Annotated in this window: 15 protein-coding genes and 1 tRNA gene; 3 read left to right on the top strand and 13 right to left on the bottom strand. The window is 65.8% G+C overall.

Annotation, left to right across the window (positions count from 1 at the left end; genetic code table 11):
* Positions 1-142 precede the first annotated feature (142 nt).
* A complete protein-coding gene (locus ACNR9O_RS02375) occupies positions 143-1,828 on the top strand; it encodes a cation:proton antiporter domain-containing protein (RefSeq protein WP_473683262.1) in 1,686 nt (561 codons plus the stop codon).
* A 22-nt stretch (positions 1,829-1,850) separates the two neighbouring features.
* Here the strand turns inward: ACNR9O_RS02375 and ACNR9O_RS02380 are convergent, their stop codons facing one another.
* The 4 genes from ACNR9O_RS02380 to betI all read right to left on the bottom strand — a co-directional run bounded on the left by ACNR9O_RS02380 (position 1,851) and on the right by betI (position 6,134).
* Positions 1,851-2,111 (bottom strand): hypothetical protein, encoded by a 261-nt coding sequence (locus tag ACNR9O_RS02380; RefSeq protein ID WP_473683260.1) that lies wholly within the window; start codon positions 2,109-2,111, stop codon positions 1,851-1,853.
* A 161-nt stretch (positions 2,112-2,272) separates the two neighbouring features.
* Entirely contained in the window at positions 2,273-3,967 is a 1,695-nt protein-coding gene (betA, locus tag ACNR9O_RS02385; RefSeq protein WP_473683258.1) for a choline dehydrogenase, read from the bottom strand.
* Positions 3,968-4,044: 77 nt separating this feature from the next.
* Positions 4,045-5,517 carry a betaine-aldehyde dehydrogenase gene (gene betB, locus ACNR9O_RS02390; RefSeq protein ID WP_473683256.1) on the bottom strand — a complete coding sequence of 491 codons (1,473 nt, stop codon included), beginning with the start codon at positions 5,515-5,517 and terminating at the stop codon, positions 4,045-4,047.
* Positions 5,518-5,543: 26 nt separating this feature from the next.
* Entirely contained in the window at positions 5,544-6,134 is a 591-nt protein-coding gene (betI, locus tag ACNR9O_RS02395; RefSeq protein ID WP_473683254.1) for a transcriptional regulator BetI, read from the bottom strand.
* A 302-nt stretch (positions 6,135-6,436) separates the two neighbouring features.
* Here betI and ACNR9O_RS02400 point away from each other — a divergent pair, with 302 nt between their 5' ends.
* Complete coding sequence (locus ACNR9O_RS02400) at positions 6,437-7,975, top strand: BCCT family transporter (protein WP_473683252.1); 1,539 nt, start codon at positions 6,437-6,439, stop codon at positions 7,973-7,975.
* Entirely contained in the window at positions 7,972-8,760 is a 789-nt protein-coding gene (locus ACNR9O_RS02405) for a TorF family putative porin (protein ID WP_473683250.1), read from the top strand. The genes ACNR9O_RS02400 and ACNR9O_RS02405 overlap by 4 nt, the downstream gene beginning before the upstream one ends.
* A gap of 76 nt (positions 8,761-8,836) precedes the next feature.
* Here the strand turns inward: ACNR9O_RS02405 and ACNR9O_RS02410 are convergent, their stop codons facing one another.
* From ACNR9O_RS02410 to ACNR9O_RS02450, 9 genes are all read right to left on the bottom strand, one after another.
* Complete coding sequence (locus tag ACNR9O_RS02410; protein WP_473683248.1) at positions 8,837-10,489, bottom strand: M28 family metallopeptidase; 1,653 nt, start codon at positions 10,487-10,489, stop codon at positions 8,837-8,839.
* A 301-nt stretch (positions 10,490-10,790) separates the two neighbouring features.
* Entirely contained in the window at positions 10,791-11,207 is a 417-nt protein-coding gene (locus tag ACNR9O_RS02415) for a PepSY domain-containing protein (protein WP_473683246.1), read from the bottom strand.
* Between the two features lie 163 nt (positions 11,208-11,370).
* Complete coding sequence (locus ACNR9O_RS02420) at positions 11,371-12,072, bottom strand: class I SAM-dependent methyltransferase (protein ID WP_473683244.1); 702 nt, start codon at positions 12,070-12,072, stop codon at positions 11,371-11,373.
* A gap of 482 nt (positions 12,073-12,554) precedes the next feature.
* The gene (locus ACNR9O_RS02425) at positions 12,555-12,923 is read right to left on the bottom strand and encodes a DUF4180 domain-containing protein (protein WP_473683242.1); all 369 of its coding nucleotides are present in this window, start codon (positions 12,921-12,923) and stop codon (positions 12,555-12,557) included.
* Positions 12,924-13,041: 118 nt separating this feature from the next.
* Positions 13,042-13,287 (bottom strand): hypothetical protein, encoded by a 246-nt coding sequence (locus ACNR9O_RS02430; protein ID WP_473683241.1) that lies wholly within the window; start codon positions 13,285-13,287, stop codon positions 13,042-13,044.
* 71 nt (positions 13,288-13,358) lie between these two features.
* Positions 13,359-13,434 (bottom strand) — tRNA-Phe (locus ACNR9O_RS02435).
* A gap of 72 nt (positions 13,435-13,506) precedes the next feature.
* Positions 13,507-13,785 (bottom strand): oxidative damage protection protein, encoded by a 279-nt coding sequence (locus ACNR9O_RS02440; RefSeq protein ID WP_473683239.1) that lies wholly within the window; start codon positions 13,783-13,785, stop codon positions 13,507-13,509.
* Between the two features lie 10 nt (positions 13,786-13,795).
* Positions 13,796-14,842, bottom strand: coding sequence for an A/G-specific adenine glycosylase (gene mutY, locus ACNR9O_RS02445; RefSeq protein WP_473683237.1), 1,047 nt, complete (start codon positions 14,840-14,842; stop codon positions 13,796-13,798).
* Positions 14,839-15,918 (bottom strand): AsmA family protein, encoded by a 1,080-nt coding sequence (locus ACNR9O_RS02450; RefSeq protein WP_473683235.1) that lies wholly within the window; start codon positions 15,916-15,918, stop codon positions 14,839-14,841. The genes mutY and ACNR9O_RS02450 overlap by 4 nt, the downstream gene beginning before the upstream one ends.

The raw sequence follows: 15,918 nt of genomic DNA on the forward strand, positions 1-15,918 counted from the left end.
CGTATATAGCCCTTACAACTTAACGATACGCCAAGGCGGGCTTGCGTCCTTCAGGACGGCGGCCCGGCGGCGCCCCCGCGCTTAAGGCGACACGGATAAAGCAGCGCCCGGGTTTCCGCTCATCACTTCAAGGACCGCCGCCATGCATGACGCCCCTCTCATAGGCACGATCGTCGGTGGCATCGTGCTCGCGTTTTTCTTCGCCGCGATCGCGCATCGCCTCAAGCTGCCTGCGCTCGCCGGCTATCTGCTGGCTGGCGTAGTGTGCGGGCCGTTCACGCCCGGCTTCGTGGCGGACGGTCATCTCGCCCATCAGCTCGCCGAGATCGGCGTGGTGCTGCTGATGTTCGGGGTGGGTCTTCACTTCTCGCTGAAGGACCTGCTTTCGGTCAAGGCCATCGCCATTCCCGGCGCACTGGGCCAGATGACCGTGGCGACCGTACTCGGCATGCTGCTTGGCTGGGCGCTGGGCTGGCCGGTGGCGCAGAGCTTCGTCTTCGGCCTGGCGCTGTCGGTGGCAAGCACCGTGGTGTTGTTGCGCGCGATGGAAGAGCGCCGGTTGATGGAGACCGAGCGCGGCCGCATCGCCGTGGGCTGGCTGATCGTCGAGGATCTGGCGATGGTGCTTGCGCTGGTGCTGTTGCCGGCGATGGGCGCATCGCTGAGTTCGGGGCAGTCGATGTCCTTCGGCGAGATCGCCTCGACAGTCGGCGTCACCGTGGGCAAGGTGGTGGCGTTCGTGGCGGTGATGCTGATCGTTGGCCGTCGCCTGATTCCCTGGCTGCTGCAAGTGATCGCCCAGACCGGGTCGCGCGAGCTGTTCCGCCTGGCCGTGCTGGCGATCGCGTTGGGCGTGGCGTTCGGCGCGGCGGGCCTGTTTGGCGTGTCTTTCGAACTGGGCGCGTTCTTCGCGGGCATGATGATGGGCGAATCCAAGCTCGCCCACGATGCCGCCGAAGAAACGCTGCCGTTGCGCGATGCGTTCGCCGTGCTTTTCTTCGTCTCCATCGGCATGCTGTTCAACTATCAGGTGCTGCTGACCGAGCCGCTGGTGGTGCTGGCTGCGCTGGCCATCATCGTGGTGGGCAAGTCGCTCGCGGCGCTGGGCATCGTGCTGGCATTCCGCAAACCGCTGAGCACGGCGCTGACCATTGCCACCAGCTTGTCGCAGATCGGCGAATTCTCTTTCATCCTGATCGGCGTAGGCGTGGCGCAGAACCTGGTGTCCAAAGAGGCGCAGGACGTGCTGCTCGCCGCCGCGATCCTGTCCATCCTGATCAATCCCCTGTTGTTCAAACTGCTTGATCGCGCCAAGGCTCGCCTGGATGCGCGGGACGCGCAGGAGCAAAGTGCACCCGAGGGCATCAAGGCCGACGACGCCGGCACGCCGCTGCAACCCACCACCTTGCATGGCCATGTGGTGATCGCCGGCTACGGCCAGCTGGGTCGCCTGCTTGGCGAGGCGGTGCACGAACAGGGGGGAGCACTGCTGGTGCTGGAAGAAGAAAAGGATCATGTCGAAACCCTGCGTCAGCGTGGCATCGACACGATCGTCGGCAACGCATCGAGCGACGAGGTGCTGGAAGCGGCCAACCTGCCGCAGGCGCGAGCGCTGCTGGTGACCTTGCCGCAGGCGTTCGAAAGCGGCGAGGTCGTGCGTGCCGCCCGCCATTTGAATCCCTCTCTGCGCATCGTGGCGCGCGCCGATTCGGAGGCGTGCAGCGAACATCTGCGCAAGCAGGGCGCCGATCTGGTGGTGCTGGGCGAGCGCGAGCTGGCCCGCGCGATGGTGGACGGCATGAAGCCGGCATCCGCGTCGGCCGCTTGAGCGCGCTGTCCCCGTTCTTATTTCAGCCGGCCAGTCGCCAGCGGATCACCGGCTCGCCGGAAGCGCGCTCGTGCGCCAGCGCAAGCTGGGGGATATGGCGCCAGTCATCCAGCGCGGCGGGCAGGCGCGCCTGCGGCCACTGGTCGCGCAACGCTCGCAAAGCGGCTTCGGCGCTGTCGTGGCGGCCGGTTTCCTGCATGTCGAGCAGGCTCCGCCAACGACGTCCGTGACGGACGATGCGGAACAGGCCTGCCTTGGTCGGATAGACGTACTGGGCCAGCATGATGCGGTCTTGCCGTGGGGACGGTGCGGACAGAGTTTGCCGGCGGCAAATGACCGGTTCGTGATCCGCCGAAGACGGCTTCGTGGCTTTTCCGTGAGAGGGACGTCAACGCGTGCAACGTGCGACGTGCCGGCACCTCCATGTGCCGGCGGGGGGAGCGGTCAGGCTGTGACGAGCGTGCGCTCGTCGCGGCGCAACGGGGCGCCGTTGGCGACGTAGTACGAGGCTTTGGCGCGCGGTAGCGGCTGACGGCCGCGGATCATGTCGGCGATCTTCTCGGCCATCATGATGGTCGGAGCATTGAGGTTGCCGGTGGTGACCTGCGGCATGATCGAAGCATCCACTACGCGCAGGCCATCCATGCCATGCACGCGGCCCTGGCCATCGACCACGCACATGTCGCCTTCGCCCATCTGGTTGGAACAGGACGGGTGATAAGCGGTCTCGCCATGCTCGCGGACGAACGCATCGAGCTGCGCGTCGGTCTTGACGTCGGCGGTCGGCGAGATCTCGCGGCCGCGGTAAGGGTCCATCGCCTTCTGCTGCATGATTTCGCGGGTGATGCGAATGGCCGCACGGAACTCGCGCCAGTCCTGTTCGTGCGACATGTAATTGAACAGGATGCTCGGATGCTGGCGCGGATCGCGCGAGCGCAGATGGATGCGACCGCGACTGGGCGAGCGCATCGAGCCGACGTGCGCCTGGAAACTGTGCACCTTGATCGGGTTGCTGCCGTTGTAATTGATGGCGACCGGCAGGAAGTGATACTGCAGGTTGGGCCACTCGAATTCTTCGTGGCTGCGGATGAAGCCGCCGGCTTCGAATTCGTTGCTGGCGCCGATGCCGGTGCCGCAGAACAGCCATTCCGCGCCGATCTTCGGCTTGTTGTACCACTCCAGTGCAGGCGCCAGTGACACTGGCTGCTTGCATTCCCACTGCATGTACATCTCCAGGTGGTCCTGCAGATTGGCGCCGACGCCGGGCAGGTGATGCACCACCGGGATGTCCAGGCCACGCAGCAGATCCGCCGGACCGACACCCGAGCGCTGCAGGATCTGCGGCGAGGCGATCGCGCCTCCGCACAGCAGCACCTCACGCCGGGCATGCGCCTGCATGGATTCATCGCCGCGCAGCCACGCCACGCCAATCGCGCGCTTGCCGGAGAACAGGATGCGGTCGGTCAGCGCGTGCGTGACGATGGTGAGGTTGGGACGCCCGCGCGCCTGGTCGAGATAGCCGCGCGCGGTGCTGGCGCGGCGTCCCTGCGGCGTCACTGTACGGTCCATCGGACCGAAACCTTCCTGCTGGTAGCCGTTGAGGTCGTCGGTGCGTGGATAGCCCGCCTGCACGCCGGCCTCGACCATCGCGTGAAACAGAACGTTGTTGCCCGGCTTGGGCGTGGTCACGCTGACCGGGCCTTCGCCGCCGTGATAGTCGTTAGGGCCGATGTCGCGCGTTTCTGCCTTGCGGAAGTAGGGCAGGCAATCGAGATAGGTCCAGTTTTCCAGACCCGGGCGCTTGGCCCAGTGGTCGTAATCCAGCGCGTTCCCGCGGATGTAGCACATGCCGTTGATCAGCGAGGAACCGCCCAGGCCCTTGCCGCGGCCGCATTCCATGCGGCGGTTGTTCATATGCGGCTCCGGATCCGTCAGATACGCCCAGTTGTAGCGGCGGCCCTGCAGCGGATAGGCGAGGGCGGCCGGCATCTGCGTACGGAAGTCGAGACGGTAATCCGGGCCGCCGGCCTCGAGCAGCAGCACGCTGACGTCCGCGTCCTCGGTGAGACGGGTGGCCAGCACGTTACCGGCCGAACCGGCGCCGATGATGATGTAGTCGTAGGCCTTGATAGCGCTCATGGGGAACTCCTTGCGAGAGAAGCGGGTGGCGCCGCGGGCGGCCGCCCACCTTTGAAGCGGGTCGGAAATGCGTGGGATCAGAACACCGAGGCGTAGGGCCCCAGTTCCACCTGCACCGACTTGATCCGCGTGTAATGGGCGAGCGTGCTGATGCCGTTCTCGCGGCCCACGCCGGATTGCTTGTAGCCGCCGACCGGCATTTCCGCGGGCGATTCGCCCCAGGTGTTGATCCAGCAGATACCTGCCTGAAGCTGATGGATGACGCGGTGCGCGCGCGACAGGTCGGGCGTGACCACGCCGGCGGCAAGGCCGAAGTGGGTGTCGTTGGCTCGTGCCACCACTTCGCTCTCGTCGCGCCACGCCAGGATGCTCATCACCGGCCCGAAGATTTCCTCGCGCACGATGGTCATGTCGTCGCGGCAATCGGTGAATACGGTCGGCTGCACGTACGCGCCCTTGGCAAATGCACCGTCCTGGGCGCGGCCGCCGCCGGTCAGCAGGCGCGCGCCTTCGCGCTTGCCGCTCTCGATCAGCGACAACACCTTCTCCATGTGCGGGAAGCTTGCCAGCGGGCCGAAGTTGGTCCGGGCGTCGGTGGGGTCGCCCATGCGGATGCGTTGCACGCGCTCCAGTACGGCAGCTTCGAATGCATCCTTGATCGACTGGTGCACGAATACGCGCGTGCCGTTGGTGCAGACCTGGCCGGAGCTGAAGAAATTGGCCATCACCGCAATGTCGGCCGCACGTGCGATATCCGCGTCGGGGAACACGATCAGCGGCGACTTGCCGCCCAGCTCCATGGTCACTTCCTTCAGCGAGGACGAAGCCGCGCTGGCCATCACCTTCTTGCCCGTCTCCACGCCACCGGTGAAGGAAATCTTCTCGATGCGCGGATGTTCGGTGAGCCATTGGCCGACCTCGCGGCCGGCGCCCTGCACGACGTTGAACACACCCGCCGGTACGCCGGCCTCGGTATAGATTTCGGCCAGCTTCAGCGCGGTGAGCGGAGTCACTTCGCTGGGCTTGAAGATCATCGCGTTGCCGGCGGCGAGCGCGGGCGCGGATTTCCACAACGCGATCTGGATGGGATAGTTCCAGGCTCCGATGCCGGCGACCACGCCCAGCGGCTCGCGGCGGGTATAGAAGAAACTGGACTCGCGCAGCGGCATCTGTTCGCCCTCGATGGCGCAGGCGAGACCGGCGTAGTACTCCAGCACGTCGGCGCCCGTGACGATGTCGACAGTCGAGGTCTCGGCGTAGGGCTTGCCGGTGTCCTCGGTTTCCAGGCACGCCAGTTCGTCGTTGCGCTCGCGCAGGATGTCCACGGCGCGTCGCAGGATGCGTGAACGCTGTACGGCGGTCAGCGCCGCCCACTCGCGCTGGCCGGTTTCGGCGCTTTCGACCGCGCGCTCCACGTCGGCCTGGGTGGCGCGCTGGACCTGCGCCAGCACCTCGCCGTTGGCGGGGTTGATGGTGTCGAACGTTTCGCTGCCGCTGGCGTCCACCGGCGCGCCGTGGATGTACTGCTTCTGGATTCCGTACTTGCTCATGTCATGGGTTCCGTCGGACCGTCGCGTCAGTGCGTGCGGGTGGGCAGGAGGTGATCGAGGTAGTCGTAGGCGAGGCGGCGCGCTTGCGCCACGTCGAATTCGCCGCCGACCAGGCTGCCGCGCAGCCACAGGCCGTCGATCAGCGCCGCGAGGCCGCGTGCGGCGTGGCGAGCGCGGTCCGCCGGCATCGTGCGGCGGAACTGATGGCACAGATTGGAGTAGAGGCGGCGGTCGTTGGCCCGCTGCAGCCTGCGCAGTTCCGGGTGGTGCATGCTGGCCGCCCAGAAGGTGAGCCAGACGCGCATCGCGGTGGCGTTGACCTGTGTCTCGTCGAAGTTCCCATCGACGATGGCGCGCAGCTGCGCGAGCGCATCGGTGTCGGCCTCGGTACGGCGCCGGGCCACCGCGTCGCGCAGCTGACGCAGGATGTGGCGCATGGCGGCATTGATCAGGCCGTCCTTGTCGCCGAAGTAATGGCTGACGATGCCGGTGGAGAGCCCGGCGCTGCGCGCGACCTGCGCCATGGTCGTATCGGCCAGGCCGACGCGTTCGATGGTTTCGAAGGTGGCGCGGATCAGCTGCTCGCGCCGGATGGGTTGCATGCCGAGTTTGGGCATCGGAGTCGTCCCAAGTAGTTGGCGAAGAAGGGGAAGACGCCGCTGCCAAGAGCGTCGTCAACTGCTCGAGCCTACGTTATTTTGATTGATCGTTCAATAAAAAATGCGTAGGCTGCGACGGCTTGGCTCCTGCCGCCCGGTTCGGACCACGCCACGAGACAGACCGGAAAAAGCGGCTCCTCAGGACGCCGGCCCGCTCGTGCAGCTATCGCGCGAAGCAGCTTGCCCGCGCGGTCTGGATTGGCAATCGCCGACACGGAACACCGCTGGTGCCCGTGCATGCGGCATCCGAGGGTCGAAAGATGGATCAGGCGGTAAAGCAGCCGGTCACGCATGCGCCGGCGCGGCTCAACAAGGTGGTGTTCTTCAGCTCGGCGGCGGTGATCCTGCTGCTGGGCACGCTCACCGTGGTTTACCCGCAGGCAAGCCAGGCCTGGCTGCTCCTTGCGCAGGCCTGGGTGTCGAAGGCGTTCGGCGGGTACTACATGCTGGTGATGGTGGCTTGCATGGTCTTCGTGCTGTGGCTGGGCGCGTCGCGCTACGGCGCGATCCGGCTGGGGAAGGACGACGAGAGGCCGGCTTTCAGCTATGCCTCGTGGACGTCCATGCTGTTTTCCTCCGGTATCGGCATCGCGCTGCTCTACTACGGCGCCTACGAGCCGCTAGATCATTTTCTCGCGCCACCGGCGGGCGAGGGCGGCACCGCGCATGCCGCGCGAGAGGCGATGGCGATCACCTTCCTGCACTGGGGCCTGCACGGCTGGGCGCTGTATGCGTTGATCGCGGCCGCGCTGGGCTATTTCGCCTATCGACGGGGACTGCCACTGGCGTTGCGTTCCGCGTTGTACCCGCTGTTCGGAGAACGCATCCATGGCTGGATCGGTCACCTGGTCGATGGTTTCGGCATTCTGGTCACTCTGGTCTCGATGGTCACCAACCTGGGCATCGGGGCACTTCTGCTCAATTCGGGCCTGCATTACCTGTTCGGCGTGCCGGCCACGCCGCAGGTGCTGGTGGGCTTGGTGATCGTGATGATGGTGGTGGCGACGCTGGCGGCCGTCTCCGGCGTGGAGAAGGGCATCGCGGTGCTGTCCAACCTCAACATCCGCCTGCTCTGCCTGCTGCTGCTGTTCGTGCTGGTCTGCGGCCCGACGCTGCATCTGTTCGACGGCATGGTGCAGAACGTCGGCGACTATCTGGTCGCGATCGTTCCCAAGAGCTTCGACCTCTATCTCTACGGCAGCTCGCGCAAATGGCTCGGCGAGTGGACGCTGTTCTACTGGGCATGGTGGATTGCCTGGGCGCCGTTCGTCGGCATGTTCATCGCGCGCATTTCGCGCGGTCGCACCATCCGCGAGCTGGTGTTCGGCGTGCTGCTGATCCCGCTGGGTTTCACCCTGGCCTGGCTGTCGATCTTCGGCAATACGGCGATCGACCTAGTGCTCAATCATGGGGCGACGGAACTGGGCAAGGTGGCGGTGTCCGATCCGCCCATGGCGCTGTTCAAGCTGTTCGAATACCTGCCATGGACCAAGCTCGTGGCGGGCATCACCGTGGTGATCGGCTTCGTGCTGTTCCTCACGCCAGTCGACTCCGGCACGTTGATGATCGCCAACCTGTCGATGCGCGAGGGCTCCGGCAGCGAGGATGCACCGGTGTGGATTCGCGTGTTCTGGGCCGCAGCGACCACGGTGGTAAGCATCGGACTGCTGCTCGGCGGCAGTTTCGATGCCATGCAGACCGCGGTGGTGCTTTGCGGCCTGCCGTTCTCGGCGGTGCTTCTGCTGTACATGCTCAGTCTGCGTCGCGCGTTGGCCGCCGATATCCGCGGTGACGCATGAAGTGGCGCGGCGCGCTCGTCGCCGTGGCGCTTTGCGCGGCAGCAACCGAGGTCCGCGCGGATGAAGCGGACAGCGCATGGAGCGGCAACGTCGCGGTAGCGTCGCAGTATGTCTCTCGCGGATTCCAGCAGAGCTGGGGACAGCCCGCGCTGCAGGGCGGCATGGATTACGCCACGCCCTCGGGCTGGTTCGCGGGAACCTGGCTATCGACGGTCAGCCCGTACTTCGTCGAGGGCGGTCACCTCGAGTGGGATCTCTACGCCGGCTACGCAGGTAGCCGTGGCGAACTGAACTACCGCGCAGGCCTCTACTACTATCGCTATCCCGGCGCGAAGGTCAGCGCCACCGGTACGCCGCTGGACTATGGCGAAATCGTGCTGAGCCTCGACTGGCGGCATTGGTCGCTGGCGTATTCCATCACAGCCACGCGGGACTACTTCGGTTTCAACAGCCAGACGCTGGGCATCGGCCGGCGCGCACATTCACGTGGCTCCGCCTATCTGGATCTCGGGCGGCGCTTCGCGCTTCCCGGCGGCTATGTGCTGGCGCTGCACTATGGCTGGCAGCGCGTGAATCATTTCGCCGACTACAGCTGGCGCGATGCCAGCGTCGCGCTATCGCGCGGCATCGCCGGGTTCGATGTCGAAGCAGGGTACGCGAGGGCATGGAATGGCGCCGGCGTGTACGCGCGCTACAGCACCGGGGCGCTGGACGGGCGCGGACGCGTGCATGTATCCAATCCGATCGATGGCACCTGGTTTCTCAAAGTCGCGCGCACGTTCTGATATCGCCGAGCCGCGGCGGATGCGCAAAAAGGAAACGGCCCGCCAGGCGGGCCGTTTTTTTTGCTTCTGAAGCGAGTTATTTGCGCTGCGCCGCCGTCTCGTCGCGCGCGGCCCGGAACTCCGAATCCTTGCTCCAATCCGGCCACTGGTTCGAGTTGGCCAGGTCGCTGCCCAGCGTGTAGAGGATCTGCAGGTCGCGCGCCAAGCCGGTGAACGGCCAGGCCGCTTCCCACTCGTCCGACGGCTGGTGGTAGTGCTTGTCGGTGTACTCGTCCTCGGCCTTCTTGCCGGCCGCGAGGCCGCCATCCACCCAGTCGTTGCCCGAGCCGAAGGAAATCGCCGGCACACCGCGCTTGGCGAACGAGAAATGATCGGAGCGGAAGAAGTGGCCGGCTTCCGGCTTGGGATCCGGCGAATAGGTGAGGTTCCAGTGCTTGGCGGTGGCGATCAGATCGTCGAGCAGATCCAGCTTCGCGCTGCCGGAGATGGTGAAATTGCGCGCGGGGCCGTGCGGGTCCAGCGCATCGAGATTGATCACACCGACCGTCTTGCCCAGCGGATAGAGCGGATTGGCGGCGTAGTACTCGGAACCGAGCAGGCCCTTCTCCTCGGCCGTCACGTCGAGAAACACGATGGAACGTTCCGGCTTGGGCGCATTCTTGAACGCCCGCGCCAGCTCGATCAGCGCCGCGGCGCCGGTGGCGTTATCCACCGCGCCGTTGTAGATGCGATCGCCCTTGGCATCCGGCGCGCCCACGCCCAGGTGGTCCCAATGAGCGCTGTAGATCACCGTTTCGTCCGGGCGCTTAGTGCCTTCGATGCGCCCCACTACGTTGTGTGAGGTGATTACCTTGTTGTCGACCTTGTAGCTGGCCGAGAAGGTCTCGCCCTTGAGCGTCACCGGCTTGAAGTCGCGCGACTGTGCCTGCTTCTTGAGCGCGTCGAAATCCAGGCCGGCGCGCTTGAACAGATCCACCGCCAGATCGCGCTGGATCCAGGCCTCTACCTGCGGATGAACGGCAGCCGGCTTGTCGCGCACGATGTCGAACATCGCATTGGTGTTGGAATTCTTCACCGTGTTCCAGCCATAGGACGCCGGCTCGGTCTCGTGCACGATCAGCACGCCCGCGGCGCCCTGGCGCGCGGCTTCTTCGTACTTGTAGGTCCAGCGGCCGTAGTAGGTCATGGCCTTGCCGCCGAAGTCGCCGACGCCGGTCTCGAAGTCCGGGTCGTTGATCAGCACCACGGCGATCTTGCCCTTGAGATCCACACCCTTGAAGTCGTCCCAGCGGCGCTCGGGCGCCTTCACGCCGTAGCCGACGAATACCAGCGGCGCATCCTTGATCGCGACCTGCCTGGAGCCATCCATCGCGGCGCGCACGGCGATCTGCTCGCCTTGGGTCAAGGGCTGCGCCTTGCCGTCGACCTTGATCGACAGCGATGGCGTGCCGACGATCTCGGCGCGTTGCAGCGGCACCGCCTGCGTCCACTCGCGCTTGCCATTCTTTAGGTCGCCGCCCGGCTGCAGGCCGGCTTCCTTGTACTGCGCGATGAGGTAGTCGATGGTCTTGGTCTCGCCGGCCGTGGCCGGGCCGCGGCCTTCGAAGGCATCGGAAGAAAGTGTCTTCACGTCGGCCGACAGGCGGTGCGGGTCGAAGCTGGGGGCCTCCGCCGCGAACAGGGCGGTGGAGACGGACAGGGCAAGGAACGAAAGGGCGAGTCGTTTCACGGGCGTTACCTGTGGGGAACCGTCGCCGATAGTAGATAGCTGGCGGCGGGCCGGTCCACCCATGCGGTCCCCCGGCGCCGGTGAGCAGCACTGGTTGCGCCGACTGGATCGGTCGGGAATCGCGCGACAGATCGCAAGTGCGCGCTCGTTCCGCATCTGTATTCGGGAGGCGGCGTTCGGCCTCTTGCGGCGTGTTAACCGGGGTATCCCTCATGGCTCGGCGCAACAGCGGAGGGTCGCGAGCGCCGGCCCGCCGGCCGCGATGCCTTCCGGCAGGGGTGCGGCCGGCGGAGACGCAAGGTCAGTTGCTGCCGATCACCTTGCCGGTCTGCGGATCGATCTGCAGCTTCACGTCGGCACCGGCCGGGTTCTCCGCCTTGGCTTGCCACACGCCATCCTTGAAATCCACGTCATGCACGTGTGTGTAGCCGGCGGTGGACAGCGATGCGCGCACGTCAGTCTCGCTGAGGCGGGACACCTGTTCGTCCGGATAGGCTTCGCCCGTACGCGGATCGATTTTCACCGATACGCGCTTTCCATCGGCGCTCTTCGCGCGGGCCCGCCACATGCCGTCGCGGAATTTCACGTCATGGATCTTGGTGTAACCCTGCTGCTCGAGCTGGGTATGGATCTGCCGCTCTGTGAGCGCATCCTGCGCCATCGCGGCGGAGGCCCCGAAAACCAGGGCAAGGACCAATGAAGCGAGACGAATCTTCATGGACGACTCCTCTTTGCGGTGGGATTTGGGAGTCTTGCCCCGGTTGCGCAACCTGAGGTGAACGCGGGGAAGGGCGGCCAGCCCTCGGCAAAAACGAGCGTATCTACGTTTGGCCGTCTATTCGGCGCGCATCCGATTCATCGCCGCGCCGCGACGATCACCATCATGGGGCGATGCCGTTCGTCTTCCAGGCCGGGCTGTGCGGCCAGCTGCTGCTCGGTCGGCCCCATTCGTCGAGGCCGTTGAGCGTGAAGCCGCAGCGGATGAGCGTATTGATCAACGTACCCAGCGTGCGGTGCTGCTTGACCACGCCATCGGCGAGCCAGTCGGTCACGCGCGCGCCCTCGACCTGGTAATGGTCGACAGGCCATGCGCGATCACCACCGGCGTTGGTCAACCAGTCCGGATGCCGCGACGCCATGTAGATCGGATGCTCCATCGAGAACACCAGATGGCCGCCAGGCACCAAAGCCCGATGAAGCGTACGCAACAGCGGCTCGAGGTGTTCGACGTAATGGAAGGCGAGTGAGCTGTAGGCGAGATCAAAGGCAGCTTCCGGGAGTTCGAGTGTTTCCAGGTCGGCCGTTTCGTAGCGGATGCCATCGTCGTGCGTCAGCGAACGTGCCCGCTCGAGCATTCGCCGCGAGACGTCGAGTCCCAGCACGCTTGCCGCGCCACGCTCGCACGCCCAGCGGCAGAACCAGCCATAGCCGCAACCCAGATCGACCACGCGCAAGTCCTGCATCCGCGGCAGGCGCGCCTGGATTGCCGCCCATTCGGGAGCGCCTTCCAGGCGGCGCATCGAACGGTCGAGGCGGCTGTAGCCTTCGAAGAACGAAGGATCGTCGTAGATGTTCTGCGCCACGGTTATCGCCCATCAAAAATTGCGGACAGGGCGGAGGAGTGTGCATCAAAGGCGTCGTGACCTTCGACTCATCATGACTGGCGTCGCACCAAAGAAAGGTCGCAAGACGCGGGGAAGATCCCGGCGGCGAGTCGCTCCGACGCCTCGCCGCCGCTGGCGTGCTCGCCAGTACAGGCCATCCCCGGCTGGTAGGAAAGATGGCCCACGGTGAGGGTCAAGCTGGCAAGGGGGCACGTGCAACAAGCCTCGCCGCGGGCACGGGAGGCATCGTGCCGGCAGCCGTATGGTCGGGGAATCAGAAAAGTCCTACTCAAACGCTGCCGCAAGGCTGTCTATCAGCTCGCTGGAAGCGACCTTTTTCACAAGGGCGGCCTGGCGGATCCACCGGTGTTGGGAAAGCTCCAGCTTGCGGGGCGCGCAAGGGGAGAAGCCATCAATGATGCGCACGTCTTGCAGTCTTGGCCGACTGCACCGCCTCGCGATTACACGCGCGACAGGCGCGCCACCAGTTGCGACAGATCTTCGACGAACCAGAAGTCCTTTCCCTGATTGGTCTCAAGCGCGAAATCGCGCAAGGCCTTGCTCCGCGCCAGCCATGGCGTGATGTCGCCGATGACCGCCAGCTTCACGCCATAGTTGACCAGCTTCTGCAGGACGGATCCCGCCAGTCGCGTCTCCAGGCGGAAGAAATCCTCGTGCAGGCGGCTCACCGGCAGCACTACCCAGGACGCATCCTGGCCGGCCGCTTCGCCGATCAGGTCGAGGGCGTCGGATTCCTTTGCGAGCAAGGCGCCCTGCGGCGCGTAGACGAGCACGCGCTCGTTGCCGATAAGCGTGAGTCCTGCGGTCATCTTCCAATCCTTGCGTTCATGCCTGCACGGTCGATCAGCCGCCGAGTATAGGCTTGCGCGAGGGCCGGATGATGGCGTGGACGCATGCCGTGCGTGCACGGCATGGCGAACGCATTGCCTAATGCATCAGCCCCTGCAGGTACGCGACGACTTCTTCTTCGGGCAGGAACGTAAGCACGTCGTCCACTTTCAGGCGGTATTTGCGCTTGAGGTCGAGGAATTCGGTTCTGGCAAGCAGGAGCTTCTGCTCCGGCGTCAGCCTGGCCAGTTCTTCCTGGTCCAGTGGTGCCGACGGTTTCCGGTCGGCGGCGGCCAGCTCTTCCTGGAATTGGCGCCAGACATCGTCAGGAATGCGAGCGGGCATCTCAGTGGCGTTTCTGGGGAAGGAGGGGATGGGTGGTTGCGTCAGCATAGTGCTGGAAAACCGCCATGAAATGGTGGCCGGGGACGGAATCGAACCGCCGACACGGGGATTTTCAATCCCCTGCTCTACCAACTGAGCTACCCGGCCGAAGCGTTGATGACCGTGGCGGTCATCCGTACTGCGTGGAGCCGCGCATTAAACCGGAGTCGGGGCGATCCGTCAAGATTCCGTATCCGGCGTCACATAGCCTTCCGGGCGTTCGGCGCCGCCGCCGAACAGGAATTTCTCCATTTCCGCGCCGAGGAACTGGCGCGCCTTGGGATCCAGCGGATTGAGGCGGTATTCGTTGATGAGCATGGTCTGGTGCGCCAGCCATTCCTGCCATGCCGGCTTGGAGATCTCCGCATAGATGCGCTGGCCGAGCGGGCCGGGCCAGGGGGCGAAATCCAGGCCTTCGGCATCGATGCCGAGCTTGGCGCAGTGAACGGTACGGCTCATGGCGTTTCCTTCAGAGACTTTGCAGCAGCGTGCGTACGGGTGCGGGCAGGCCCAGCGCGGCGATGTCGCCGGCATCGCACCAGCGCAGCGCCGGATTATCGGCGATGGCCCCGTGCGCTGTCGCGCCGTCGAACAGCAAGGGCTCGACCTGCAGACGGTAATGGCTGAATACATGCACGAACGGCGCGAGTGCCTGCGCGTCGTCGATGCGGGCGAATTGCTGCGCCTTGCGCCATGCATCTTCGTGTCCTGCCGCCTCGGGCAGGCTCCACAGACCGGCCCACACGCCTTGCGGGCCACGCCGTTCCAGCAGGACGCGTCGGCCGCCGTCGCGCAGCAGCAGCATGACGGTCGCGCGGGTCGGGATGGTTTTCGTCGGTTTCGCACTGGGCAGCTGCGCGGTAAGGCCGTCGCGCAAAGCGATGCAATCGGCGGCGACGGGACACGACTCGCAGAGCGGACGCGAACGGACGCAGACCGTTGCGCCCAGATCCATGATGGCCTGGGTGTAGTCGGCCAGGCGCGCATCCGGCGTGCGTTCCTCGGCGTGGCGCCACAGTTCCTTCTCCACGGCGCTCTGGCCAGGATGACCGTGGATGCCGAGATGGCGCGTCAGCACGCGCTTCACATTGCCGTCCAGGATGGGAAAGCGCAGCCCGTACGCCTGCGCGAGGATCGCACCGGCGGTGGAACGGCCGATGCCGGGCAGCGCGGCCAGTGCGTCGAAATCGCGCGGCAGTTCGCCGCCGTGGCGCGCCACGCACAGCTGCGCGGCATGGTGCAAGAAGCGGGCGCGACGGTAATAGCCCAGGCCCGACCACAGCGCCAGCACGGTGTCTTCGTCCGCTGCCGCCAGATCGCGTAGGGCAGGCAAGGCGGCGATGAAGCGCTGGAAGTACGGAATCACCGTGCTCACCTGCGTCTGCTGCAGCATCACCTCGGACAGCCACACGCGGTACGCATCGCGTGGATGCTGCCAGGGCAGGTCGTGGCGGCCATGCCGGTCGAACCACGCGAGCAGCCGCGTGGCGAAACGGTTCGGGTCGGAAGCGGTCATTTCGTCTTGCGCGCGGGTGTCGCTTTGTCCTTGCCGCCGGCGGGCGAGGAGGTCGAGCTGGCGGACGCCGGCGCGACTCCGGCCTGGATGCTGAGACCTTCGATGCTGATGCCGCCGGTTTCCAGTTTGTCCATCTGCGCGGTGCCGGTGCCGGGCGGAACGCTCAGGCGCGGGTCCTGCGGATGGTTGAGCTGCGACCACCAGTCGGCGAGAGCCAGCGGCGGCAAGCGCAGGTCGGCATGGTTGCCCGGGCCGTCGAACTTGATCGCCAGCAGCAGCGGATCGACCTGGTTGGCCGGCGTCAGCACCAGCGACGTGTCGTAGGCGCCCATGTCGGCATGGTCCAGCTTGCCGTGCAGGCGCAGCGATGCATCGGCCGCGCCGTGCCAGTGCGCGTCACCGGCGAGCTGCAAGGTAGTGCGGCTGCCCTGCGAAAAGCGCACGTCGATATCGTCCAGCTGCAGGGTGTCGCCTTTCAGGCGGGGTGTGGCCGAGAGGCGCAGTTGCAGTGGCTCGCCGCCTCCGTCCTTGGCGGTGATTTCGAGCGGAAAGGGCTGGCCGGAGATCAGGCTGCCGGCATCCAGCGACACGTCGCCCAGCAACGTCTCGTTGCCGCGCACCAGGCTGCCGCGGGTGATGTGCACGCCTGCGTCGATGCGCGGGATTTCCGGCGGCGTGCTCTCCGGGCGTGGCGGCAGGCTGGCCAGCCACGCCTGCAGTGCATCGAGGTCGACGCGGGGAGAATCGATCTCCAGCCGCGAGATCACCGTCTCCTTGCCCAGCAGCGCGCGCCACGGCAACTGCAGGCGGCCGCGCGCGGCGAGCAGGATCGGCATGCTTGCGCCCTTGGCGCTGAGCGTGAGCCCCTGCAGTTCGAGGGCGGGGCGGGGAAACAGCGTGGGGCTGGCCGGGCTGGCGAGATTGAGATCGAGCCCGGCGCGACCGGCTTCGTTCTGCAGCATCGACGTGAAGCGCGCCGGCTGCAGCAGCAGATACAGCGAGACCACCAGAGTCACCAGCGCGATCGCGATCACGCCGCCGATGCTCCACAAAGTAATGCGCAGCCAGCGCGGCAT

It is taken from the genome of Dyella sp. CR10, from assembly GCF_055814425.1.

Excerpts from the sequence above, each read along its gene's own strand:
- ACNR9O_RS02375 (WP_473683262.1), top strand. The coding sequence starts at position 143 with ATGCATGACGCCCCTCTCATAGGCACGATCGTCGGTGGCATCGTGCTC.
- ACNR9O_RS02380 (WP_473683260.1), bottom strand. The coding sequence starts at position 2,111 with ATGCTGGCCCAGTACGTCTATCCGACCAAGGCAGGCCTGTTCCGCATC.
- betA (WP_473683258.1), bottom strand. The coding sequence starts at position 3,967 with ATGAGCGCTATCAAGGCCTACGACTACATCATCATCGGCGCCGGTTCG.
- betB (WP_473683256.1), bottom strand. The coding sequence starts at position 5,517 with ATGAGCAAGTACGGAATCCAGAAGCAGTACATCCACGGCGCGCCGGTG.
- betI (WP_473683254.1), bottom strand. The coding sequence starts at position 6,134 with ATGCCCAAACTCGGCATGCAACCCATCCGGCGCGAGCAGCTGATCCGC.
- ACNR9O_RS02400 (WP_473683252.1), top strand. The coding sequence starts at position 6,437 with ATGGATCAGGCGGTAAAGCAGCCGGTCACGCATGCGCCGGCGCGGCTC.
- ACNR9O_RS02405 (WP_473683250.1), top strand. The coding sequence starts at position 7,972 with ATGAAGTGGCGCGGCGCGCTCGTCGCCGTGGCGCTTTGCGCGGCAGCA.
- ACNR9O_RS02415 (WP_473683246.1), bottom strand. The coding sequence starts at position 11,207 with ATGAAGATTCGTCTCGCTTCATTGGTCCTTGCCCTGGTTTTCGGGGCC.
- ACNR9O_RS02425 (WP_473683242.1), bottom strand. The coding sequence starts at position 12,923 with ATGACCGCAGGACTCACGCTTATCGGCAACGAGCGCGTGCTCGTCTAC.
- ACNR9O_RS02430 (WP_473683241.1), bottom strand. The coding sequence starts at position 13,287 with ATGCCCGCTCGCATTCCTGACGATGTCTGGCGCCAATTCCAGGAAGAG.
- ACNR9O_RS02440 (WP_473683239.1), bottom strand. The coding sequence starts at position 13,785 with ATGAGCCGTACCGTTCACTGCGCCAAGCTCGGCATCGATGCCGAAGGC.
- mutY (WP_473683237.1), bottom strand. The coding sequence starts at position 14,842 with ATGACCGCTTCCGACCCGAACCGTTTCGCCACGCGGCTGCTCGCGTGG.
- ACNR9O_RS02450 (WP_473683235.1), bottom strand. The coding sequence starts at position 15,918 with ATGCCGCGCTGGCTGCGCATTACTTTGTGGAGCATCGGCGGCGTGATC.